This is a genomic window from Algoriphagus vanfongensis DSM 17529, from assembly GCF_000429465.1.
Lineage (GTDB): Bacteria > Bacteroidota > Bacteroidia > Cytophagales > Cyclobacteriaceae > Algoriphagus > Algoriphagus vanfongensis.
The window spans coordinates 332,624-356,706 of sequence record NZ_AUBX01000009.1 but is presented as its reverse complement, the minus strand read 5'-3'; the positions used below and the strand labels follow the sequence as shown (position 1 = coordinate 356,706).

The following is a 24,083-nucleotide window of genomic DNA, read 5'->3' as shown; positions in this document are numbered from 1 at the left end:
AAGATTCAAAAAAAAGACCTGTAAAAAATACTTTCACAGGTCTTGCATTATTTGATAGTATGGATTACTCCTCCTCTGCTATGATATCCATGGTACTTTCGGCCCAAGCCATGATTTTTTGTCTTTGCTCAGGAGTCAAATCTGCCTCAGAATGCATCGTGATATAGATAGGAAGAGGCATGTGTTCTTCTTCCACTTCGGAATAGACATCATCCAAAATCTTCAACTGATCCATCATATCATAGTCTGACCAGTTGGAAAAGTTTACTTCTTCCCTACCTTCCCGGGTGTCTTTGGCAACTAACCAGGAAACTGGTGCTACGTGGGAATACCAAGGGTACTTGGTCGAATTGCTGTGACAGTCATAGCAGGCAGCTTTCAGGAGATTGGCAACTTCTCCATCCACTTGATCCGTGGCCAAAAGATCTGATGGATTGTTCATTTCTACCGCTGGGAGTTCATTGGGTACAAACTGGATGATAATCAGCACCAAGGCCAGTCCCAATAAAAGGTATCGAAGGATTTTCATTTATTCATCCTTCTTTTTCTTACCACTGCTCCAGTCTAGCAATATCTGAAGCTCTTCTTCTGTCAGCTTTCCTTCAGGCTTATTTTCCAAAAATTTCTTAGGAGGCATCTCGCCTTCTACCAAAGTCTCATTGATCTCGGCCATAGCTGCTAATTGCTTGGACTTTTTAGCTGCCTCAAATTCATCCCAGTCCAACTTCTTTTTGGCTTTATCACTTTTGGACTCAGCATTGTGGCAACCGTAGCACTTTTGCTCTACCACCGCTTTGACTTTTGCTGGCATTTTAGCTTCGTCCAGTTCAGGGTGGGACTCGAATTCTGGCTTTTGAGCTGCCTGGAAAAATAGGACAGCTACTAAGCCTGCAATGGGAATAAGTGAAAGTCTCTTCATAAGAAAATGGGTTAATTATGGATTGTTTTGTTTTTATACGTCAGGATGACACAATAAGGTTTTTAATCGAATTATTTCCAAGTATATCTATTACAAATAGAAACAATTCAGAATAATCGATAGTCCAAGAAAGTGGTTTAAGGCCAGTTTTAACCCCTTTCTTGAGACGTACTATCCTTGTAAGTAGGATTTTTTGGAAGGGAAAAATCAAAATCAAGATTTTTGGCCCAAACAACCATTTTAGGTATCAAAGGCAATACAAATAATCCCAATCCTAATAACACCACAGGCTTGGCTGCTACAAAAACCTCCCCTGCACTAAAAATCCCTAAAATGAGAAGGGTGCTAAAAGGAAGGGATACAGCAAGAATATTAATACCAAGCCCTAGATCAAAGGTATGGTTTGTACTTTCTTTTTGGTATTCGAGCTGATGCACAGAGGACATATGTGCAAAAGGCCAAAAAGAAGCACTTGAGAGTGGAAATACAACCAATACTAAGGCGGCTGCACTGCTGGGAAGCTCAAAGAAATAAAGAATGAAACCTGAGATCATCAAACTGACACCGGCTCTGAATAATAGGAGAGAAAAAATGGATTGGATCTGCTTCCACTTGAGGATCACGGACATCCCTATAAATAAGAGCACCAGCGGGGTCATGATGTTTTTCATCATAAGGATAGTTTCCCCCAGAAAACCGGGCAGACTATCCATATTCAAGCCCAAACTCAGCAGTACGATTGCTACAATCAAAACCATATTGATGGGTTCTTTGACCATAGCCAATAGCAATTCCTTGATCTTACTACTACTGGACTGACCTCCGATTTTTTGAACGCGATAATACCAGGCCATCGCTATCATGTAAGCTAGTAATAAGACATATACCTTATTCCCTACATCTGCCAATGCCCCCCATGCAAGAGCTTCCTCCCCCAAGTATTCTATCAAAAACGGAAAACAGGAAAGACCGGGAGCCAATGATGGGAATAGCATCATCCATGTCCTATGCTGAGGACTTAAGCGCTCTATTCCCATCCATGGCAAAACAAAATAACTGGTAGCCAGCATGATGCCATTCCAGCAAAGAACCATCAGTGGTAGCAACAGTAAGTCGCTCTCTAACTGCACTCCCATCAAAGCCACGAAAATCATGGCAGGGAGTGCTAGGTCCAAAATCACTACTTTCATTCCTTTTCGATGTTCATCCTGATTCAGCTTGGATCTAAGCAGATAGCCCAAAAGAATCATCAAGAGCAAGGAAAGGGTTTTTTGAATGGCAATCGGCATTGGGTAGTATTAAGCGTTGGTGACTTTTTTGAAAGTTTCCAAGAAGTAGGCGAGTTCGTCATGGGTTCCCATACTTACTCTGCACCAAGACTGATCGTACATCTGATAAGTCCGGATACCTACTCCACCCTCATACATGTTTTTCATAAACTCTTTCCCGTCCATTGCAATCGGAAAGATCATAAAACTGGTATGGGAAGGAATCGGCTCATAACCCAACTTTGTAATTTCATCCCACACATATTCTCTGCATTCTGTATTCTGGGACTTGCACTGGCTAAGGAAATTTTGCTCCTGCATGCTGGCAATAGCTCCCTTGAGTGAAGTGACGCATAGTCCCATGGTACTTCTGACTTTTTCCGTGATCGTTTCGATACGCTCTTCAGTTGCCACGATATAGCCGATTCGCAAACCTGCCATTCCATGGATTTTGCTGAAGGTTCTGGCGACTATCACATCTGTGCCTTCTGCTACTAGGCCTACCATGGTCTGAGTCTCTGGTTTTTCCAGAAATTCCAAGTAAGCCTCATCCACGAAAACAGGGACCTTGGCCGAAACCTCTGTACAGAATTTTTTCAATGCTCCCGCATCGGTGATAGAACCGGTAGGATTATTCGGATTGCAGACATAAACCAAATTGGTATTGGCATCCACTGCTTTGGCCATAGCTGGTAAATCATGCGCATAATCAGCGGTCAACGGTACAGCTTTCCAATTGCCACCCAATGCCTGTGTCGTGTTCATAATAGACATGTAAGAGGGATCGCCTGCTACGATATTTCCTCCATGTTGAAATTGCACAAATGCGGTTTTCTCAAGCAAATCGGTAGATCCGGGCCCGAGCATGATGTTTTCAGGCTTGACACCTTCTTTCTCAGCGATCATTTCGATTAGCTTGGCAGCATCACCATGACCATATCTATTTCCCAAGCTTACAGACTCTGCGATCGCCTTAACTACTTTGGGAGAGGGACCATAAGGATTTTCGTTGGCATTGAGACGTGCCATCATCCTACTTTCATCAAAAGGAAAAATAGGCAGCATCTCCTGGATCACACTACCTGGAGCATGCGTATGCAATTTGGCTCCTTTGAAAGCAAGAGCTGGAGCACTTGCCAATCCTCCGGCTGCTAGAAAACCGGCTTTCAGCCAATCTCTACGGTTCATAGATTTATTCATATTGGGTTGGGTTTTGATTATTCTGAAAATGGTATTTTGATCTCAACTCGACTTGCATCCAGATTGAGGATCCGGAACGCAAGTACTAAGGGAATTTTGGGCAGGTTGCAAGGTTTTTAAAAAACATAAGTCATTTTTAACCCTACTTTTCTTATTTTGACAGAAATCTAAGTATTATTAATAGTTTTTAAAACCATTTATACACCACATTACAAAATATTTTTTATTTGAAGCTATTTTTCAACCCTGCTCCATCCAGTTTTGAATATTTCAGGATTGATAGTTCGCTTTTCTCCCAGCATGTTTAAAAAAAACGACATGAGCCTTCGTAACAGAGGATGATTATTGAGGTGCTATTGGAGAAAAATCCCTATTTTGAAACAAAAAACACACTGTTATGATAGGATACATTTTAGGATTGGTAGTCATCTTATTGATTTTTTATGGAGTCGGGATCTACAATCGCTTGGTCAAGCTCAAAAACCTAGTAGAAGAAGCGTGGAGCGGGATCGATGTGCAACTGAAAAAAAGATATGACCTTATCCCCAACCTGATCGAAACTGTCAAAGGCTATGCAAGTCATGAAAAGGAAACTTTTGAGAATGTAACAAAGGCAAGGTCTATGGCGCAATCAGCCAACTCGGTAGATGCACAACAGCAGGCAGAAAATCAATTGAGTAAAGCACTGGTCAACCTTTTTGCGGTAGCCGAACGATACCCGGATCTGAAAGCCAATACCAACTTTCTCCATCTTCAGGAGGAACTATCCGGCATCGAGCAGGATATTGAAAAATCAAGACGCTACTACAACGGTACCGTTCGCGACAAAAACACACTAGTTGAATCTTTCCCCAGCAACCTATTTGCAAACATGTTTGGATTTAGCAAGAGCAGCTATTTTGAGCTAGACAATGAAGCTGAGCGCACCGTGCCACAAGTCAAGTTCTGATGAGGAGAATAGTTCTTTTTTTAAGCTTTTTGCTGATTTCAATTTCTTCATTTTCTCAGTCTGAGAAAATAAGTAATTTTCATGCGGATATAGAGATCAAAGAGGATGGTACACTGAAGGTCAGCGAGAAAATCACCTACACTACCCAGCTGGACGGGAAGAGAGGGATCGTGAGGCGACTGCCCACTAGCAGAAAAGACCGCGAAGGGACGTCTATCCAAAATGATTGGCAAAACATAGCCGTTTATAGAGATGGAGCCGAATCTCCATTTCACACCGAAAATGAGGGAGGAAAGCTTGTCATCTACGTAGGCAAATCTGATATATTTTTGGATCCCGGCACCTACCACTATGAGATCAGCTATGAGATTCCATACCAAATCGGCTTTTTCGAAGGCTATGATGAACTCTACTGGAATGTCAACGGAACGGACTGGGATTTCATCGTAGAAAAAATCAGTGCACAGATCCAATTGCCTTCGGGAGCTAGCACTATTCAGACTAGTTGCTACACGGGCCCTTACGGCAGTACCGCTCAAAATTGCAGGTATGAAATCAAAGGTGATGAGGTCTATTTTGAGACAACAGAAACAAAGCTTGGAGACAATCTGAGCATTGCTGTGGGATTCACTCCGGGGATAATTTCACGCCCCCCACCTCCGAGTTGGACACAGCGATATGGAGGACAGCTATTAGCTGCTTTCATTGGGTTGATCTTACTTATATATTATGGATTGACCTGGTACAAATTTGGGATTGACCCTCCCAAACCTACAGTGATCCCACTTTTTGATCCTCCTGCTGGACTTTCACCTGCTTCTATCGCAATGGTAAAAAAAGGATATTACTGGCAGGATATTGCGACGGCTTCTTTGGTCAACTTAGCTATCAAAGGTTACATCCTAATCAAGGATGATACAAGCAAAGGATTTTTGGGCATGTTTAAAAATCATCGATTTATACTTGAGATGGTCAAAAATATGGATGAGGAGCTACCCAAAGAAGAAAAAGTAATTCTGGAAAAACTCTTTGCTTCCCATAACAGAGTGGAATTGGACGGGAAATATGATTCTTCTATCAAAAAAGCATTGGATAGTTTTCAAAAAGAAATCAAGCAACAATGGTCTTCTTTGATCTATCAAGGCTTGAATTTCAAATTCTGGATTTTCCCGATTTTAGTAGGAATCACCTACTTTGTCTTGGCCATCAGCTTTCAAGATTACTTTGTCTATGAAGGTAAAACCATCTTGTTGATTTTGTTCTGCATAGCGAATGTTTTGATCTTTCTCGTGTATCAATGGTTGATCAGAAAACCAGCTGAGCGAAAACTCAAACTACGGGCAGAAATCGAAGGTTTTGAGATGTATCTAGGCGCTGCTGAGGAGAGGCAACTGCAACACTTCAATCCACCTGGAATGACTCCAGAAATATTTGAAAAGTACCTTCCCTATGCGATTGCATTGGATGTGGAGTCTGTCTGGGGAGAAAAGTTTGAGCAGTTTCTCAAAAGCTCCACGCTGGCACCGAGCACTTATCATCCTATATGGTACAACAGACCGATTGCATCCTTTGGCAACTTTGGCCATAGTCTCAACTCCAGCTTATCCAACTCGCTTAGCAGTACCGCCTCACCTCCCCAGCAGAGCGGTGGATGGAGTGGCGGCAGTGGTGGTGGTGGCTTCTCTGGAGGCGGTGGCGGCGGCGGCGGCGGCGGCAGCTGGTAATGTCAAACCGCCTCAATCTTCATCAAAATCGCAGATGCTAGCTTCGGAATGATAGATCATTCGCAGATCCACCAAGTCATAGATACCAAAATCAGGATCTTCTACGACTTCCCCTTCGCAGTTGTAAATGACTGGTACCCAGTAGCAATTTGGGCAGCAGTTGCCTACATACAAATAGGTCTCACCATCATAGACTCCACTTCGGAGATAGGAATACTCCCGACTAAACTCCGAGCTTTCCATATCTTGGACAAGCTCCTTGACCCAAGCTATTTCCTCTGCCGGGTTTTGGACCCCGCAGATTAAATCAGGCTGCTCGTCTTCTTTACAGCCTGCCAGAAGACAAATCACAAGTAAGGGTAAAAGTAATTTTCGCATATTAAATAATTAGATAGTAGACGTAAACTATAAATCCAATACGATGCCGGGGACAAAGTCGATACAAGTAGAAGTAAATCCGGTTGCTTTCACCTCATTTTTACTTTTGAATTAATACAATTTTTAGAAATTTGCCTCTGAATGAATTCACCCAGCCCACTGGATTCGATCCAGCTTAATTTTTCGCAGTCCGATCTCCTCCTACTCAATCTCGCTTTGGCATTGATCATGTATGGAGTGGCATTAGATCTCAGATTGGAGGATTTTAAGTACCTGATCAAGCATCCCAAACCATTCTTTGTAGGCGTATTGGCTCAGTTTATACTTTTGCCATTTCTCACTTGGTGCCTGATTCTGGCGATCCAGCCGCCACCCAGTGTGGCATTGGGGATGTTTTTGGTAGCAGCCTGTCCCGGCGGAAATGTCTCCAATTTCCTCAGCAATCTAGCCAAAGGAAATACGGCCCTTTCTGTCAGTCTTACAGGATTTTCCACGGTGTTCTCCATCCTGAGTACACCGTTGAATTTTGCACTTTGGGCAGGGCTCTATGGACCTACTTCGCATTTGTTGCAGGAAATCAGTCTGGATATTTCGCAGGTCTTTGTCACTGTAGGAATGATCTTGGGCATTCCGCTTTTTTTGGGAATAGCAACTAGAACCTTGGCAGATAGATGGGCTGACCGCTTCCGAAAAGTTCTTCAGCCCTTAAGCTTGTTAATCTTCGCTTGCTTCGTCATTTTGGCTTTTGCTGGCAATTTTGACATTTTCCTGCAATACATCTCCCGTATTTTCTTGTGGGTTTTAGCCCACAATTTGCTAGCCTTGAGTACTGGATTTTTTTCAGCAAAGGCTTTCAAACTTCCTTTGGCAGATGTAAAAACTCTATCGATCGAGACAGGAATCCAGAATTCTGGCTTGGGGCTGGTTTTGATTTTTACGTACTTTGATGGCCTGGGTGGAATGGCCGTAATCACAGCCTTGTGGGGAATTTGGCACCTCATCTCCGGAATTGCTATTGCCGGATATTGGAAATCGAAAGCATGAAAAATTTTGTCAATGCCGTATTGCGAATCCTTGTGAAGATTGCGCTGCATGGATATTTTAGAAAAATCATCGTATCAGGGAAGGAAAACATCCCCAAAAAACAGCCGGTAATTCTAGTGGCCAACCACCAAAATGCCCTGATTGACCCATTGCTTTTGGCTACCCACACGAGGCTAAAACCTTGGTTCCTGACTCGGGCCTCTGTTTTCAAAAAACCTTTCATTGCCAAAGTGCTGCATTTTATCCGGATGCTGCCAGTTTATCGTGTGAGAGATGGCTTTTCGACTATTCAGCAAAATCAACACACTTTTGAAGCTAGTTTTGAAGTTCTGAAGGAAAATGGAGCCGTGGTTATTTTTGCCGAAGGCAGCCATAGCCTGATCCGGAATGTAAGACCTCTCAGCAAAGGCTTTACCCGCTTGGCCTTTGGGCTCAAGGAAAAATACCCGCAATGCGAGCCGGTCATCTTACCGGTTGCACTGGAATTTGGTGCACACAAAAGATCTGGTTCTCAAGTGAGGATTACCTATGGAAAAGCAATCCCCGTAGACATGCCGGCTTCCAAATCAGGCCTTCTCACCAAGAAAGTAGAAAAGACACTCAAAGAACTCGTCGTCGAAATCCCAAATGAAAACTACGAGGAGCAGTTAGAGCAACTATTGGATGCAGGTGTAGACGTCACATCGAAATCTGCTGTGGATCAATTCCTCAACACACATCAAGTTAAGCATGAGGTATCTACACCTACTTCACTGAAAAACAAACTAATGAAGATCTTTCATTTTCCTCTCTACTGGATCTGGCTGGCGATCAGTCCCAAGGTTGAGGATCGGGTATTCGAGTCAACATTTAAGTTTTTAATCGGTTTTTTCCTTGCTCCTTTTTGGTATTTGATACTATTACTATTAGCACTGGGAAGTCCTGCTGGTTCTTGGGCATTGGCAATTTTGATCATGGCATGGATAGCTGTTCTTTGGAACAAAACACCCCAAGAATAAGCGCAAACACAAGGTAAAAAGGAAGGAATCCTTAAATTTGGAATACCATATAAACCCAAAATTTAAAGCTTATGAGTGAAGATTTTCTTCCTATCAACGGGACGGACTATGTCGAACTATATGTCGGCAATGCCAAGCAAGCTGCCCTATTTTATCAATACGCCTTTGGATTTGAGCTGACAGCCTACCTGGGACCAGAAACAGGCGTCAAAGACCGCGCATCCTATCTTCTGCAACAGGGCAAAATCAGACTGGTATTGACCTCAGCTCTCCAAGCTAATCATGAGATTGCAGAACACTGTCGGCAACATGGCGATGGAGTCAAAGTACTCGCGCTATGGGTCGATGATGCTGAAAAATCCTGGTCTGAAACTACCTCAAGAGGAGCTGAATCTGTAGAAGAACCCCGAATTATCATGGATCAATGGGGGGAAGTCAAAGTTGCCTCCATCAAGACCTACGGTGATACTATTCACACATTTGTAGAGAGAAAAAACTACTCTGGCGTTTTCCTACCGGGATTTGTACCTCGACAAAGCACCTATTCATCTCAGAGCATCGGTCTAAAATACATCGATCACTGCGTAGGCAATGTAGAACTGGGGGAAATGAATCGCTGGGTAGAATTCTATGAGCAGGTCATGGGATTCAAGCTACTTATTACTTTTGACGACAAAGATATTTCTACAGAATATTCAGCCCTGATGTCCAAGGTCGTCTCCAACGGAAATGGGTACATCAAATTTCCTATCAATGAACCTGCACAGGGCAAAAAGAAGTCACAAATCGAAGAATACCTTGAGTTCTACAAAGGGCCCGGTGTACAGCATATGGCTATCGCTACGGATGATATCATTCACACCGTGAGCGAACTCCGAAAAAGAGGAATTGAGTTTCTCGAAGTACCGCAGTCTTACTATGATGATCTGCTGGATCGTGTAGGACAGATTGATGAGGATATCCAGCCGCTGAAAGATTTGAACATCCTGGTAGATCGTGATGAGGAGGGATACTTGCTGCAGATCTTCACCAAACCTCTCCAAGATCGTCCCACATTATTCATTGAGATCATTCAGAGAAAAGGAGCGACTTCCTTTGGTAAAGGAAATTTCAAAGCCTTGTTTGAAGCCATTGAGCGAGAGCAAGAGCTCCGAGGAAATCTCTAATATTGATATATAGCCGGCATTTAGTCGGCTATTTTTTTTATTTTTCTAAAAAAAGCAGACCATGAAGCAATTTTTGAAACTCATCACTGCGCTAATCAAAGGCGGTATATTTTTTCTCATTCCCATCATCTTGGCTTTGGTACTGATCGAAAAAGCAGTACATCTGATTCAGCCGCTCTCCCTCCTTCTCCAAAAAATGTTGGGATTGGAAGAAAGCTTACTATTTACTCCATACCTCCTGTCGGTGATATTGGTGATTACTCTTTGCTTGGCAGCCGGGATGCTGGCACAGCGAGGAATGGGCAAAAAAATGCTGGAATGGATAGAAGATCACGTCTTGATTCTATTCCCGGGTTACAAACTGATGAAGACCACTTTTGAAGAAAAGGCAGGCTTGATCAGTGATAAGAACTTCCCTGTGGTACTGGTCCCGATTGATGGCTGGATGCTCGCCTACTTAGTGGAGGAGCTCGAAAACAATCAAGCACTTGTCTTTGTCCCCTCAGCACCGGAAACCTGGAATGGTTCTCTGGTGATTTTTGATCAGTCCAAAATCAAAAAAACCGACCTTACTCAATCTGAAGTGAATAAGGTCGGTCGCAGTTTGGGGATCGGAAGCTTGTCCACCTTGAAGGGCAAACTTCCTATTTAACTTTTAGCGATAAAGCTCCTGATGAAGCTTGTGCAGCGCATCAAAATCAAATTTATAAACCTGTCTGTCATACGTCATCATTCCGTTGACTTCTACTTCTACATCGGTCGTCTGAGTGTAGATCGCAGCAGCTAGTCCCATCGGAATGAGTTTTTTGAGGTCTTCCATCAATAAACTATAACGTGCGAATAGCTCTTGTTTGTCGCCAAAACTCTGATAGCCCCAGTTGTCTTTTTGCTGCCAAGTATGTCCTTCTACAGGAAGTCCCAAGCCTCCAAATTCACCCAGTACCAAAACGGTATTTTCTCCAAAAACCTGCGGATCAGGCATGACAGGATCTGGGTAATTATGGAGATCCATGATGTCACCCACGATGTCATTTCCTTCCATTTCAAAATTGCCTCCAGAAGCTGAATTGATCAGTCTAGTAGCATCCAATTGGCGAGTCAGATTGACTATTTCGGTTGTTTTAAATTGACCCCAAGCTTCATTGAAAGGTACCCAGACTACGATAGAAGGAAAAAACTTAAACTCTTCGATGATCTCAGACCATTCAGTTTTGAAAATTTGCTCTGATTCTGCACTTCTCTCCTTGTACATATCATGGCGATAGACTCCTGGACGAATCTCCCATCTATTTCCCATATCACCACTTGGCATGTCTTGCCACACCAGAATTCCTTCTCTATCCGCATGATAATACCATCTGGCCGGCTCGACTTTGACATGCTTTCTGATCATATTGAATCCCATCTCTTTGGTCTTGATGATATCAAAAAGTAAAGCCTCATCAGTAGGAGCTGTATAAAGCCCATCCGGCCACCAGCCTTGATCCAATGGTCCGTATTGAAATAGAGCTTTCCCATTCAAAAACATGCGCTGATGTCCATCAGCTGTTTTATCCATCCGAATGTCTCGGAAAGCAGCATAGGAGGACACTTCCTCAATGGATTTTTTTCCATCTATAAGGCGAACCTTGACATCATATAAAACAGGGTCTGTAGGAGACCAGGCACGTACCTCATTCAATTTGACCGGAAGTGGCTGATTGGCTTTTCCTTTGAATTGCCCGACAGATTTACCTTCTAACAAGACATCCACTTCTACCTCCAGTCCATCTTTTGCCCCACTTACTTCAGGGTAAAATACCTGCACCTTATTTTCCCAATCTGTCACCGAGTAGACAGATGCTATATGACTGGACGGTACCTGCTCTAGCCATACCGTCTGCCAAATACCCGTAACTGGCGTGTACCAGATTCCATGAGGCTTCTGGATTTGCTTTCCTCTAGGTTGCGGACCAGCATCACTTGGATCCCAGACTCTCACGCGGATATTTTGCTTTTTACCAGAAACTAACTGATCAGTGATATCATATGAAAATCCATCAAAGCCTCCCTGATGAATCCCCAGTGACTGTCCATTGACCCAGACTTCAGCTTCCCAATCCACCGCACCAAAATGTAAGACTACCCTATTTTTACCGGGCTTTGAATCCAGTTCAAAATCTCTCTCATACCACAATTCCATCTCTGGCCCCACTTCCTTCTGTACCCCTGAGAGGTAAGATTCGACAGGAAAAGGAACTGTAATAGTGCCTGCAAATCCTGCTTCAGGAATGCTTCCTTTCGGAAGAATATTGTAATGCCATTCCCCATTTAAGTTTTGCCAACTTTCTCTCACGAGCTGAGGTCGAGGGTATTCCGGAAGCGGATCAGAAGGATTCATTTGATCGGTCCAAGGTGTTTTGAGTCTGGCCTCCTGGGCAAAACTCAAACTGCTCAAAAAGAGCAAAAAGCTAAAAGCGAGTTTTCTCATAAAATAGATTATTGGTGAAAATCAAACCACAAGATGATTTTGGAAGAAGCTAGAGCCTCTTCCTCTCCGATTAATGTACTGGACTGGCCAGGAGAAATGTGGTCATTGGATGAAATTAATGATGTATTGGATGGAAATAAAAACCTAAGGTCTGGATCAAGTGGACCTTCAATTGAACTGTCGGGAAACTTCAGTAAAACTTTTGTTCCCACGGTCTCGGTTTTGATACCGACCTTGACTTCAGCAAAGTCCAATTGCATGGAATTCAGCTTCCCTATTTCTACTGGATGAAGGGCAGTTTGAGCATCAAAAACGACTGACTCAGGTTCAAAATGGGCGTTTTCCCAGCTAGCTTGCAGGAGTTGACTTTGGTCTAAGTCAAATCCAAAACCCAATAAATCGGACATTGCCTGTGGAAGTTTTGAAGTTTCCATTTTGAGTTTTCCGTCCGGGAAGATCGTCCAAATTACTTCAATTGCTTTGGGGCCATACTTTCCTCTTATCTGGATTTGACCTTCTTTCGTTCTTTTCCAGCTTAGTCTGTGGAAGTCTATTTCATAGCCCTCGATACCTGGAATTTGCACAAAAGGCAATACGTCCATACCGACTTTCACTTTTTCGAGGTTTCCGCTTTCCTTTCCGAAAACAAAAATCTTATGATCCACTCGGATTTGCAGGTCAATGGTGGATTCTCTCACACTGATTTGATTGCTTACTTCAGGTAAAAAGGCTTCATAAAAATTATTTCCTGTAGAAAAACCCCACAGCAAAACCTGAAAGAACGCAACAAAAAGAGAAATCATGTTTTTTGGGCAATTGATCCGACTAATATTGAATTTAATCTATCCAATTAAAAATCAAGGCTTAAAAAATTGGTCTTTTCAAAGCTGAAAATTTGATAAACATGATTTTCTCGATAGGAATGGCAATTGCATACATTTTCTATATCTTAGAATCACGCTTAATTTTTATAACATATGAATACTATAGACCCTAGCATTTTGGTAAAGGCCCAAGCATGGCTAGATGGGAATGTGGACCAAGACACAAAAGACGCCATTGAAAAACTGAAGAAAGAGAATCCCAGCGAACTGGTAGATTCCTTTTATCAAGATCTGGAATTTGGGACCGGAGGTTTGCGAGGTCTTATGGGAGTCGGCACCAATAGAATGAATATCTATACGGTGGGCATGGCAACGCAGGGATTAGCCAATTACTTGTTGCAGTGCTTTCCTGGCCAAACTATATCGGTAGCCATCACACACGACAGTAGGATCAACAATACCGTTTTTGCACAGGCAACGATGGATGTATTGACGGCCAATGGCATCCAGGTCTATTATTTCAGAGAAATGCGTCCTACACCGATGCTTTCTTTTGCCGTCCGACATTTTGGATGTAAAAGTGGCGTCATGATCACTGCATCCCACAATCCCAAAGAATACAATGGCTACAAGGCCTACTGGGAAGATGGAGCTCAAGTGGTCGCTCCCCATGATAAAAACATTATTCAGGAAGTTCAGAAGATCACATCATTTGATATGGTCAACTGGAATAGCCAAGCGGACTTAGTGACATATATCGATGAAGATTTTGACCAAATCTATCTCAAAGAAGTCAAAGGACTGAGTCTATCTCCAGATGCTATCCAAGCTCAAAAGGATTTGACTATTGTCTTTTCTCCGATCCATGGAGCATCTGGCAAAATGGTACCAGCTGCCTTGAAGACCTTTGGGTTTGAAAACATCCATGTGGTCAAGGAGCAAGCAGAACCGGATGGTACATTCCCTACCGTCAAATATCCTAATCCAGAAGAAGCGGAAGCATTGACTCTATCGGTGGAGCTTGGCAAAAAAGTAAATGCTGAATTGATCCTAGCCTGTGATCCAGATGGTGACCGCTACGCAGCCGTTGTGCCAAATGAAAAAGGGGAATTTGAATTACTGAATGGCAACCAAACCGGCACGCTCCTCACCTATTATATCCTCAACAAATGGAAAGAGGCGGGCAAGCTAGACGGCAAACAGTTTATGGTCAACACGATCGTGACGACAGAGCTGATCAATAGAATCGCTGAAGGATTTGATGTCAAGTGCTTCAATGTATTGACAGGTTTCAAAAATATAGCTGCAATCATTCGTGAACTGGAAGGCAAAGAAACCTTCGTCGGTGGCGGAGAGGAATCCTATGGTTATTTGGTTGGAGATTTTGTGAGGGACAAAGACGGTGTCAGCGCTTGCGCCATGGTGGCCGAGGCGATTGCCTACTACAAGAATCAGGGAAAAACTGTATTTGATGTGCTGGCTGAAGTTTACCAGCAGTTTGAGTTTTACAAAGAAGCTCTGATCTCTGTCACCAAAAAAGGAAAAGATGGTGCAGAGCAGATCCAAGCTTTGATGATGGATTTTAGACAAAACCCTCCAAAAGCCATGAATGGCACTGCGGTGGAAAAAATCATTGATGTCAAAGCAGGAACTTCCAAAAACGTAAAAACCGGAAAAACTGAAAAATTAGACTTAGACTCGTCCAACGTGATGCAGTTTTACTTGGAAGATGGCAGTAAAATCTCCGCTCGACCTTCGGGAACAGAACCGAAAATAAAATACTATTTCTCTGTGCATGCCCCATTGACATCTACAGCAGACTATAGAAAAGTAGAAGCGGAATTAAGCGAAAAGCTAGAAGGATTGAAACGATACTTCTCCTAATTCAAAACCAGATCGTCAAAAAGCAGCATCTACAATGCTGCTTTTTTTATACCTTCTGCCAAAGGACATTGGCAAAGTAATCCTCCGAATCGGTAAAAATATCACAGACCCGAAACCCAAACTCAACGGCCAAATTCTCAATTTCTTCAGGACTGGATTTTCTGCTTACTTCTGTCCAGATTGGTTCAAAAGCTTCCAGATTTACCGATATTCCTGCATCAGGAAAGGTGACTTTTTGAGGAATCCTGGTAACCAAATAGCTTCTGCACTCCCCAGTCACAGGATCATAAGTAGGCCAATGGATAAATTCGTCAAGGACAAAATTTGCACCCAATTCGTTATTGATCCGCTTTAGCAAGTTGAGATTAAAATCTCTGGTGACTCCCTTTTGATCGTTATAAGCTCGCAGAATGATTGCAGGATCTTTCTTCAAATCGATGCCCAGCAATACCCAATCACCACTTTTGCAACTCTCAGATAAGTGTGTCAAAACATCCTTTGCCTCTGCAAGAGTAAAATTGCCAATATTGGATCCCAAAAAGAGAATCAAATTGGGAAGGCCGTTTTCCCAAGGCTTTATTTTGAGTGAGCCTCTGTAGGTATTCTGAATCCCTTTGACTTGAATACCCGGAAGCTCATGCTCAAGATTTATCTGCAATTCCTCCAAAGCGGAACCCGAAAAATCTACGGGAAAGTAAGTGAAATTCACTTCAGATTTCCGCTTTAGGTATCGTAATAATATCTTGGTTTTCAAGCCATCACCAGCCCCCAGTTCCACCAAATTAAAAGACTTCGTCTTAGAAAGAACTCCAGCCATGATAGAGGCATGTTGTTTCTCCAAGATTTCAAATTCCTTACGTGTGAGGTAGTATTCCTCGAGCCCCATGATTTTCTGAAAAAGCTTATCCCCCAGTTCATCGTAGAAATATTTAGAGGGTAGAGATTTTGGGCTTTGAGTCAAACCAGAGACTACATCCTGAAGAAATGCCTGTCTACTGCTAGAAAAATCACTCATAGATTATTGGATTTTGCGAGTCTGATACCTTTGAATTGCCAGCGAAACTGCGGGTGAAAAAAATTACGATAAGTAGGTCGGGAATGGCCAGCTGGAGTCGCCACGGATGCACCGCGCAGCACCATTTGATTCACCATGAATTTCCCATTGTATTCTCCCAGCGCTCCAGGAGCCACCTCAAATCCCGGATAAGGCAAATAGGCAGAATAAGTCCATTCCCACCTTTTCCCCCATTCAAATTGAGATTGGGACACCTCCCATTCAAATTCTGTAGGAAGTCTCTCTCCACGCCAAGTAGCATAGGCTTGAGCCTCGTAGAAACTGACATGAGAAACCGCCGCTTTTGGGTCAAGCTTTTTCATGCCATCTAAAGTATAATAGCTCCAGTCCCCTTCATTTTCTTCCCAATACAAAGGCGAAGAGATCTGGTTTTGCTGCACCCAAGACCATCCTTCATCCAACCACAAGCGGGATTCTCGATAGGCACCAGACTGAATAAATTCCAAGTATTGTCCATTGGTCACCAAGGAAGAAGATATCGAAAAGGGATGAATGTAAACTGAATGCCGTCCCATCTCATTGTCATAGCAAAAACCTTTTTCTTCGAAACCTATGGGGTAAACGCCTTCCTCAATAGATATCCATTGCCTTTCTTTTTCTGGTGTATATTCTTGAATAGATAAGACTTGAGGATTCAGTGGATTGTGCCAAAGGCTAAATTTGAGATCCGATAGTAGCAACTCTTGATGCTGCTGCTCATGGTTCATACCCAGAACTACAAGTTCAGCAGTCTTTGGATCTCCCTGGATGATCAATTGACTCATCGCCTCGTCCACATAGGACCTATACTCCATCACTTCATCCACAGAAGGGCGACTCATCAGACCTCTTTGATTTCGGACTGTTCTTTTTCCCATCGCATTGTAATAGGAATTGAACAGAAAATTGAACTGGGGATGCTTGATCACATAATTTGGAAGAGACTGGACCAAGATGAATTGCTCAAAAAACCAGGTAGTATGTGCCAGGTGCCATTTGGGCGGACTCACCTCCTCGGATGCTTGCAGTGAATAGTCTTCCTTGATCAGGTGCGAACACAAAAAATTGGAATGCTCCCGTACTTTTTTATACTCATCTAAAAGATTCATTGGAAAAAGATTTATCCCTAGAAATATAAAACATCCTTATTCCTTTCCCAAATGGATCAAGGCCTCTCCCACATTGATCACCGGAAGATTGTTGATCCCTATGATATAACCATTAGACGGTGCTTTCACAGGAATTTTGATTTGGCCATATGGATCAGATATGCGCGCTAATATCTGACCTTTCTTTACTTGATCTCCTAGTTTCACTGAAGAGTTAAATATTCCTGAAGCTCTGGACCTTACCCAGTCACTTTTTTTGAGAGTCACAGTCGATTTCTTATCAGGACCTTCAGCGATCATCCCTAAATGATGTAGCAATCTTTTGGTGCCGGCTACACCTTCGTCTGTAGACAGCTCATCTATTCTCATCGACTCTCCACCTTCAAAAACCAGAATGTGTTTTTTCGCTTTGAAAGCAGTTTTACGAAATGACTTATCAATCATCTTTGAATTGACTATAAAATCCGTTGCAAAAGCCTTTGCCAGTTCCAGTCCCTTTTTATCTTCAAAGTCTACTCTTATTTGTGGTTGATTGGTCAGCATCCGCCCCCCGGTATGAAAGTCCACCCCATAGTCGATCAGTGGGATGATCTCTTCACTCAAAATAAAAGCAATTCTACCGGCAAGAGAACCTTTTTTGGACCCCGGAAAACTCCTATTCAAATCCCTACCATCGGGAAATGTTCTACTATTGGACAGAAACCCATAGATATTAACCAAAGGAATGATGATAACAGTCCCTTTCAAAAGCTCCAATCCCCCATCAATTTCTTCCAAAACCCGCCTTGCTGTCACGATGCCATTGATCTCATCTCCATGCACTCCCCCGCTCACCAGCACGACCGGACCGGGCTCTTTGGAAGAGCGAATAAATATCGGCAAGTCGATCAAGGTGTGAGTGGGAAGTTTGGCTATCGGAATTTCAATATTGGCTGATTGACCGGGACGGATTTTGACTCCGTTGATTTGAATCTCTCTCATGAAAGTAGGCGGTGGATTAATTTCTTATTCGCACAAAACTTGCTTATTTCGCATCGAATACCTCGCTATGAAGATACAAGAAAACATTTCACTTAAGCCTTACAATACTTTTGGAATTGATAAAAATGCCAGATTTTTTACGATAGTCAGTCAGCTTGACGAGCTTAAAGAAGCCTTACTTTTTGCGAAACAAAACAATATCCCTGCATTGATTTTAGGAGGAGGTAGCAATATCCTCTTGACACAGGATCAAGACGTATTGGTAATCAAAAATGAATTCAAAGGGATCGAGTTGATCAAAGAGGATGAGGAAAATGTCTATGTCAAAGTCGGTGCAGGTGAAAATTGGCACGAATGGGTCCTCTATGCTATTCAGCAAAATTGGGCAGGAATAGAAAATCTATCCTTGATTCCGGGCACCGTTGGCGCATCACCGATGCAAAATATCGGGGCATATGGGGTAGAAATAAAAGATGTCTTTTATGAACTAAAAGCATTGCATCGCGAAACACTGGAAGTCCAAATTTTTGATGCAGAAGCCTGTCAGTTTGGATACAGAGAAAGCGTCTTCAAAAACACCTTAAAGGATCAATATATCATTTTTGAGGTGATTTTTAGACTGTCCAAAAAGCCGAAATTCAATACTTCCTACGGTGCGATTCAAGCTGTTTTGGATGATAAGGGAAATGCTGATCTCACTATCAAAGCCATTTCTGATGCTGTGATTCAAATCCGACAGTCCAAACTACCTGACCCGGCAGTCATCGGTAACTCAGGCTCCTTTTTCAAAAATCCAACTATTCCCATTCAGCAATTCGAGCAATTACAATCTGTCTACCCCACGATACCTGGCTACCCCCAAGCAGAAGGAGTCAAAGTTGCTGCGGGCTGGCTGATCGAGCAATGCGGCTGGAAAGGCTATCAAGATGGCCCGATCGGAGTACATCAGCACCAAGCCTTGGTTTTGGTCAATCATGGATCAGGAGATGGTAAAAAAATAGCGGAGCTGTCTCAGAAAATCCAAAAGTCGGTCTTTGATAAATTTGGAATTCAACTCCACCCTGAAGTCAACTTCCTTTAGATAAGGGTGTCGTTAACTTCAATTTCTTTCACGTAGCGATCTACCTGTACGCCAAATTTCCTCAAAAAGTCCACCCCTTCATCTGAGCCAATACCTTTGTACTCAGCATACGAAAAGAGATAAACGACTTTGGTGATTCCCATTGAAAAGATGATTCGAGCACAGGCCAGACAGGGAGCCAAAGTCACATAAAGTGTAGATCCATCTACTGAAGTATTGTTTTTGACAGCATACAAGATGGCATTTTGCTCAGCATGCAATGCCAAAGAACAGCTTCCTTTGCTATCTCGAGCGCAACCTGAGTCAGGGAATTCCACATCGCAATTATGCGTACCAGCAGGAGGACCATTGTACCCAATAGAAATAATTCGAGTCTCCTTGGTCAGGACTGCTCCTACGTGCTTCTTGATGCAATGGGATCTTTTGGCCAGATTCACAGCCAATTCCATAAAAATATCGTCAAAATCAGGTTTACTCATTCCTTAAATTTTGTTCAAAAATAGCATTTGCATTTCGCTTGAGGTAATTTTTCTAAAATATCCTTTCTAAGCTGCTCGTTATTTTCAAAAATCAACCTTAATTGACCGCAGTCGTTTTAGTTTGTAAAAACACTTCAATATGCCCTTTCGAAAATTCACCCCTTTCCTTTTTCTGATACTTCTCTCGGGATTCTCCTCCTGCAGTTCTATAGAAATATTCAAAGAGAATACGGAAATCCCGGTTAGACGAAGTTACAGTTCATTTGTCATCGTCAACCAGGAAGTGAACATCCGGGGTTTTTCTGCTCAATACCTTGATGAGAAAGTTCAGGAACATATCCGTGCTTCCCTTGAGTCGCAAGGAATGGTCTATGATAAAGCAACGCCAGACTTGGTCATTCGCTATACTTCCAATGAGGATCAAAGACAGCGAGAAAGCACCAACTACTCTAACCCATACCCCATGTGGGGCTACAGAGTCTGGGACCCACGAATGTATGGCCCCTATTCTCCTTATGGCTACGAGCGGAGAACTGAAAATTATGAATTGCTGCAGGTCATAGTGGATTTTATAGATCCGAAAGAAGACAAATTTCTCATGACGCTGACTGGAGTCACGGAAGTATCAAGTCCCAAATCGAAGGAGAAAAAAGTCATTCAGGCCACCGACAAAATCCTTGAAAGATATCTTTCAGAAGCTGTGAATTAAATCTATTCACCTGATTTTCCTTTAGTTCCATCTTATCAGACCTAAGTTTAACGTCTTCTTTGGCAGAATATTTGTGTTATCCTAAAAGAATATTACTTTTGTAATAGTTTATTTGCAGTTTAGCCACATTTATTTGCATTTGAATGCTAACTATTGTATTAATAGATGATGATCCGATCAGCACTTTCGTGACCGAGAAACTGATCACCCGCAACGTAAAAGAGCCTTGTCAGTTCTTTAAATACCAAAGTGCTAGAGCTGCATTGAGTGAAATCTATGCTATCCGCCCAAATTACCTGTTTTTGGATCTGAATATGCCAGAGATGACAGGCTGGGATTTCTTGGATAATTTTGACTCAAACAATAATGAGGCAGAAATCTACATATTGAGTAGTTCTGTGGACGAAAGGGACATCAATAAGGCAGGTACTTATCAGATGGTCAAAGATTATTTATCAAAACCTCTCATCAAGAAATACATCAAAAATATTTTTCATTGATATTCTAGAGATTTTTAAAAGAAGCAGATTTCTTTCATCACCTTTCTTTGTAACTTATCCTGAGTATCTCTCTTATGAGGGAATAAAATTCTGCATGGGGCTTCAATGACTTGATCCAAAAGCTCCAAGCAAAAAGCGTTTGAACAACTCTAAACTTGCCCCCTATTTCTTCTAGAAACTATTATTTAAAGACTAGGCGAAAAAAAATTAACAGCAGGAATATTGAGTGAATTGAAATTTTATTTTATTTCGTATCAAATATTAAAAAACCCATTAAAACAACGCTATGGAGGATTTTGAAGACGATTTCGATGAATTTGAAGACTTCGAAGAAGAGGATGATTTCGAAGCCGATTTCGAAGATGAATATGATCTAGACGAAGAAAATGAGTTCGTCGATGATAATATCATGGACTTTGACGAAGAGGAAGAGGATTTCGAAGAAGACTTTGAGGATGATTTCGACGACCTCGACTAAAATTTGAATTGCGAAGCGTCAAAGTTGGTATTTTCACGCTTTGAAATTATCTTCGGGCATTCAAAATAGTCACAGATCGAATTACTATGATACTACTAGATATTTTCAGCTCTCCTATTGCTTCAGGTGCACAATTGTTCCTATTAATCGTTTGCTGCCTGATTGGATTGGGAGCAGGAATTTCAGCCATTGATGTGAGAAGCACTTTCTCCAAAGGCAAAAAAGGAGATCATTAAGTTTCCAATATATGAATTTTAAAGAGGCCCATGGCCTCTTTTTTTGTTTATAGTCGAATAGTGTCGAGTGAATGAAGCAGATTTTGCTTTGCCTCATTTTTCCAATCCGCATGTTGAAAGTTCAAATCAGGCAACTGAACAAATTGAGTAAAACCTGCCTTGCTTCCCTCATTTCCTGAAGAGATCAAGACACTGGGTTTATTGTACTGTCGACAGATTTTTAGAAGTTCATAGCAAGCTTTTCCCTCCATCGACTGAGAATCATACCTTCCCTCAGCTGTAATGACCAGATCGGCATTTTTGACTTCTTGAGTGATCCCAACCTGGTCAAAAAAGAAGGAGGAGCCAAACTCAATCTCCGTATCAAAGAAAGCGCTCAGGCCTGCAGCTATACCTCCTGCCGCTCCGAATCCAGCTAGATCCTCAAAGTCTACATTCGCCTTAGCATATACGCGCTGTAATGCGGAATACAAATCATCTTCAAAGTTTTGGACTTCGGATGGTTTTAAGCCCTTTTGAGGGCCAAACACAGTGACAGCTCCTTGAGGACCAAGCAAGTGATTTCTGACATCACAGAGGAATTTGAATTTTATTTTGGGAAAAGGAATCGGTACTTGAATATGGCTAAGCTGATTCAAAATCTGATCAGAATAGGGAGTAATCGACCTTCCATTTTGACTTAAAAAATGAAAACCTAGCCCCTGTAAGATTCCCAACCCCAAATCAATGGTTGCACTTCCTCCTAGCCCAAGTACAATTTCTTTGGCTCCGATGCGAATAGCCTCTTTGATCAACAGGCCTGTCCCAAAAGTCGATGTGCTTTTAGGCAGCTTTTCTTCCTTTGTCAACTTACCGATCCCAGAGGCTGTGGACACATCCAAATAAGCACGGTGATTGTCACTATCCCAGGCGAGACTTCCTACCATACTCCGCCCCAAAGCATCCAGAGTCCAGCATGTATGTGACTCCAATCCTAAATTATATCCCAATAACTCACAGGTACCATCTCCCCCATCTGCTATCGGAATCACTTGAAGCAAATGACCGGGAAATTTACTTTTTAAAAAATCAGCAATGATTGCCCCTGTTTGCGAAGCTGACAAACTGCCTTTCAGCGCATTGGGAGCAATCAGGATTTTCATCATTGAGCTTTCATCCTCTCAAAATAGTCCTTTGCCGCCGCCTTGACTTTGGGAGCTAGATAGATCGTCGAAATCATCGTAGGAATAGCCATGATCGCATACAAGCCATCCACCAAGCTAATGACCACTTCCAAAGAAACCACTGCACCGGCTACAATCGTCAGCAGGTAGAAGTAATTGTAATAATTGGCCTTGTCTGCGCCAAAAAGGTAATTGAAACACTTATGCCCATAGTAGGAATACGTGAACATGGTAGACAAAGCAAAGATCAATACAGCTATCATCAGGAGGTATTTTCCAACGGATGGAAGTGCTACTTCAAATGCATTGAGAGTCATTCTGACACCGTCCACTTCTGAGTCCTGCCAAACTCCCGTGAGCATGATCACCAAGGCAGTCAAGGTACAAACGACCACTGTATCAATAAATGGCCCCAACATCGCAATCAAACCTTCACGAATCGGCTCATTGTTTTTGGAAGCCCCATGAACCATAGGAGCTGTGCCTATACCTGCCTCATTCGAAAAAGCAGCTCTTCTGGCACCAGTAATGATGACAGCTCCTACCACTCCCCCAGCTACAGCGTTTCCAGTAAATGCATCTGTGACAATTTTGACCAGCATATCCGGTACCTCACCAATGTATTTGAAAACAATAATCAACACTGAACCAAAGTAAAGGGCAACCATAAAAGGAACCAATTTGGAAGCAACCGTAGCGATTCGTTGAATCCCTCCTAAAATGACACCTGCAACGATCACCATCATCGTGACTCCAATGATCCAACGGACAGTCTCTGTACTTTCCACTCCGGCAGGCTCCAGCATCACGGCCCTAAAAACTGCAGAAAGCTGATTTGCCTGAAAAATGGAAAGCAATCCCAAAATGCCAGCAACGCAAAATATCACTGAAAGGAATTTCCACTTTTTACCCATCCCTTGCTCAATCACATACATAGGACCTCCTTGTATTTCTCCTGAAGAATCCTTGCCTCTAAACATTATCGCCAAGCTACAACTGTAAAACTTGGTCGCCATTCCGACGAATGCTGAAACCCACATCCAAAAAATCGCACCGGGACCTCCCATGCTGATAGCTATAGCTACTCCCGAAATATTTCCCAAACCGACAGTAGCTGCAATGGCTGCAGACAAGGCCTGAAAGGACGTAATCTGGCCTGGAGCCAAGTCATCATCATATTTGCCTCGAAGCAAACTGATAGAATGACCGATTTTGCGAAAAGGTATGAATCCTGAGTGAACCAAGAGGATCAAGCCTCCTCCCATCAGTAATATCAACATCGGCGTGCCCCAAATCCAATTGGCAAAGGCTACAATAATATCTCCCATTAAGTTTTTGATTTGATCAGTCTGTGTGAAGTAAAATCGACATCCATATTAGTCTGTATTTTACCAAATTTCAAAGATTCTCTCCGCTTTCTCAAAAGAAAAGCCCAAGTCTTTGTATTTGACTTGGGCTTTTTGACAGAC

Annotated in this window: 25 protein-coding genes; 12 read left to right on the top strand and 13 right to left on the bottom strand. The window is 42.5% G+C overall.

Translation table 11 applies throughout. The features are described 5' to 3' along the window. Positions 1-64: 64 nt before the first annotated feature. From G460_RS0102790 to G460_RS0102775, 4 genes are all read right to left on the bottom strand, one after another. Complete coding sequence (locus G460_RS0102790; protein WP_026953946.1) at positions 65-529, bottom strand: heme-binding domain-containing protein; 465 nt, start codon at positions 527-529, stop codon at positions 65-67. Continuing rightward, positions 530-919, bottom strand: a complete 390-nt coding sequence (locus G460_RS0102785; protein ID WP_026953945.1) for a heme-binding domain-containing protein — start codon at positions 917-919, stop codon at positions 530-532. A gap of 149 nt (positions 920-1,068) precedes the next feature. Then, positions 1,069-2,208: an AEC family transporter gene (locus G460_RS0102780; RefSeq protein WP_026953944.1), complete on the bottom strand. Its 1,140-nt coding sequence runs from the start codon at positions 2,206-2,208 to the stop codon at positions 1,069-1,071. A 9-nt stretch (positions 2,209-2,217) separates the two neighbouring features. Beyond that, positions 2,218-3,387 (bottom strand): pyridoxal phosphate-dependent aminotransferase, encoded by a 1,170-nt coding sequence (locus tag G460_RS0102775; RefSeq protein ID WP_026953943.1) that lies wholly within the window; start codon positions 3,385-3,387, stop codon positions 2,218-2,220. A gap of 397 nt (positions 3,388-3,784) precedes the next feature. Here G460_RS0102775 and G460_RS0102770 point away from each other — a divergent pair, with 397 nt between their 5' ends. Both G460_RS0102770 and G460_RS0102765 read left to right on the top strand, forming a co-directional pair. Further along, a complete protein-coding gene (locus G460_RS0102770) occupies positions 3,785-4,336 on the top strand; it encodes a LemA family protein (RefSeq protein WP_026953942.1) in 552 nt (183 codons plus the stop codon). Further along, entirely contained in the window at positions 4,336-6,060 is a 1,725-nt protein-coding gene (locus G460_RS0102765; protein ID WP_035463785.1) for a DUF2207 domain-containing protein, read from the top strand. The genes G460_RS0102770 and G460_RS0102765 overlap by 1 nt, the downstream gene beginning before the upstream one ends. Positions 6,061-6,072: 12 nt before the next feature. Here the strand turns inward: G460_RS0102765 and G460_RS0102760 are convergent, their stop codons facing one another. Further along, positions 6,073-6,438, bottom strand: a complete 366-nt coding sequence (locus G460_RS0102760) for a hypothetical protein (protein WP_026953940.1) — start codon at positions 6,436-6,438, stop codon at positions 6,073-6,075. Between the two features lie 141 nt (positions 6,439-6,579). On the opposite strand from G460_RS0102760, the gene G460_RS0102755 reads away from it, so the two are divergent. The 4 genes from G460_RS0102755 (at position 6,580) to G460_RS21290 (ending at position 10,298) form a co-directional block, all read left to right on the top strand. Continuing rightward, positions 6,580-7,482 carry a bile acid:sodium symporter family protein gene (locus tag G460_RS0102755; RefSeq protein ID WP_026953939.1) on the top strand — a complete coding sequence of 301 codons (903 nt, stop codon included), beginning with the start codon at positions 6,580-6,582 and terminating at the stop codon, positions 7,480-7,482. Next, positions 7,479-8,480, top strand: coding sequence for a 1-acyl-sn-glycerol-3-phosphate acyltransferase (locus G460_RS0102750; protein ID WP_026953938.1), 1,002 nt, complete (start codon positions 7,479-7,481; stop codon positions 8,478-8,480). The genes G460_RS0102755 and G460_RS0102750 overlap by 4 nt, the downstream gene beginning before the upstream one ends. 71 nt (positions 8,481-8,551) lie before the next feature. Further along, complete coding sequence (gene hppD / locus G460_RS0102745; RefSeq protein ID WP_026953937.1) at positions 8,552-9,646, top strand: 4-hydroxyphenylpyruvate dioxygenase; 1,095 nt, start codon at positions 8,552-8,554, stop codon at positions 9,644-9,646. A gap of 61 nt (positions 9,647-9,707) precedes the next feature. Next, complete coding sequence (locus G460_RS21290; RefSeq protein ID WP_051315887.1) at positions 9,708-10,298, top strand: DUF502 domain-containing protein; 591 nt, start codon at positions 9,708-9,710, stop codon at positions 10,296-10,298. Positions 10,299-10,301: 3 nt separating this feature from the next. On the opposite strand, the gene G460_RS0102735 is transcribed toward G460_RS21290, so the two are convergent. Both G460_RS0102735 and G460_RS0102730 read right to left on the bottom strand, forming a co-directional pair. Continuing rightward, positions 10,302-12,116 carry a glycoside hydrolase family 2 protein gene (locus G460_RS0102735; RefSeq protein WP_026953936.1) on the bottom strand — a complete coding sequence of 605 codons (1,815 nt, stop codon included), beginning with the start codon at positions 12,114-12,116 and terminating at the stop codon, positions 10,302-10,304. A gap of 8 nt (positions 12,117-12,124) precedes the next feature. Next, a complete protein-coding gene (locus G460_RS0102730; protein ID WP_026953935.1) occupies positions 12,125-12,919 on the bottom strand; it encodes a hypothetical protein in 795 nt (264 codons plus the stop codon). Between the two features lie 174 nt (positions 12,920-13,093). Between G460_RS0102730 and G460_RS0102725 the strand changes: the two genes are divergently transcribed. Next, entirely contained in the window at positions 13,094-14,824 is a 1,731-nt protein-coding gene (locus G460_RS0102725; RefSeq protein ID WP_026953934.1) for a phospho-sugar mutase, read from the top strand. Between the two features lie 46 nt (positions 14,825-14,870). Here G460_RS0102725 and G460_RS0102720 read toward each other — a convergent pair whose 3' ends face one another. From G460_RS0102720 to G460_RS0102710, 3 genes are read right to left on the bottom strand one after another with little or no spacing between them, the layout of a single operon-like run. Beyond that, on the bottom strand, positions 14,871-15,839 hold the full coding sequence (locus G460_RS0102720; protein WP_026953933.1) for an L-histidine N(alpha)-methyltransferase: 969 nt from the start codon (positions 15,837-15,839) through the stop codon (positions 14,871-14,873). Beyond that, on the bottom strand, positions 15,836-16,987 hold the full coding sequence (egtB, locus tag G460_RS0102715; protein ID WP_026953932.1) for an ergothioneine biosynthesis protein EgtB: 1,152 nt from the start codon (positions 16,985-16,987) through the stop codon (positions 15,836-15,838). Before egtB ends, G460_RS0102720 begins: the two co-directional genes overlap by 4 nt. 36 nt (positions 16,988-17,023) lie before the next feature. Then, the gene (locus G460_RS0102710) at positions 17,024-17,968 is read right to left on the bottom strand and encodes a succinylglutamate desuccinylase/aspartoacylase family protein (RefSeq protein WP_026953931.1); all 945 of its coding nucleotides are present in this window, start codon (positions 17,966-17,968) and stop codon (positions 17,024-17,026) included. 67 nt (positions 17,969-18,035) lie between these two features. Here G460_RS0102710 and murB point away from each other — a divergent pair, with 67 nt between their 5' ends. After that, positions 18,036-19,049 carry a UDP-N-acetylmuramate dehydrogenase gene (gene murB / locus G460_RS0102705; protein ID WP_026953930.1) on the top strand — a complete coding sequence of 338 codons (1,014 nt, stop codon included), beginning with the start codon at positions 18,036-18,038 and terminating at the stop codon, positions 19,047-19,049. Here murB and G460_RS0102700 read toward each other — a convergent pair. Further along, positions 19,046-19,528, bottom strand: coding sequence for a deoxycytidylate deaminase (locus tag G460_RS0102700; protein ID WP_026953929.1), 483 nt, complete (start codon positions 19,526-19,528; stop codon positions 19,046-19,048). The genes murB and G460_RS0102700 overlap by 4 nt on opposite strands. 139 nt (positions 19,529-19,667) lie before the next feature. Between G460_RS0102700 and G460_RS0102695 the strand changes: the two genes are divergently transcribed. The 4 genes from G460_RS0102695 to G460_RS23150 all read left to right on the top strand — a co-directional run bounded on the left by G460_RS0102695 (position 19,668) and on the right by G460_RS23150 (position 21,451). Beyond that, on the top strand, positions 19,668-20,237 hold the full coding sequence (locus G460_RS0102695) for a DUF4136 domain-containing protein (RefSeq protein WP_035463783.1): 570 nt from the start codon (positions 19,668-19,670) through the stop codon (positions 20,235-20,237). Positions 20,238-20,380: 143 nt separating this feature from the next. Further along, positions 20,381-20,737 carry a response regulator gene (locus G460_RS0102690; RefSeq protein WP_026953927.1) on the top strand — a complete coding sequence of 119 codons (357 nt, stop codon included), beginning with the start codon at positions 20,381-20,383 and terminating at the stop codon, positions 20,735-20,737. Between the two features lie 286 nt (positions 20,738-21,023). Further along, positions 21,024-21,215 (top strand): hypothetical protein, encoded by a 192-nt coding sequence (locus G460_RS0102685; RefSeq protein WP_026953926.1) that lies wholly within the window; start codon positions 21,024-21,026, stop codon positions 21,213-21,215. A gap of 86 nt (positions 21,216-21,301) precedes the next feature. Continuing rightward, positions 21,302-21,451, top strand: coding sequence for a hypothetical protein (locus G460_RS23150; protein WP_157366851.1), 150 nt, complete (start codon positions 21,302-21,304; stop codon positions 21,449-21,451). Positions 21,452-21,498: 47 nt separating this feature from the next. Here G460_RS23150 and G460_RS0102675 read toward each other — a convergent pair whose 3' ends face one another. Together G460_RS0102675 and G460_RS0102670 are read right to left on the bottom strand one after the other, a co-directional pair. Continuing rightward, a complete protein-coding gene (locus G460_RS0102675) occupies positions 21,499-22,596 on the bottom strand; it encodes a glycerate kinase family protein (RefSeq protein WP_245578687.1) in 1,098 nt (365 codons plus the stop codon). Further along, positions 22,593-23,942, bottom strand: a complete 1,350-nt coding sequence (locus tag G460_RS0102670) for an alanine/glycine:cation symporter family protein (RefSeq protein WP_026953924.1) — start codon at positions 23,940-23,942, stop codon at positions 22,593-22,595. The genes G460_RS0102675 and G460_RS0102670 overlap by 4 nt, the downstream gene beginning before the upstream one ends. Positions 23,943-24,083: the final 141 nt, after the last annotated feature.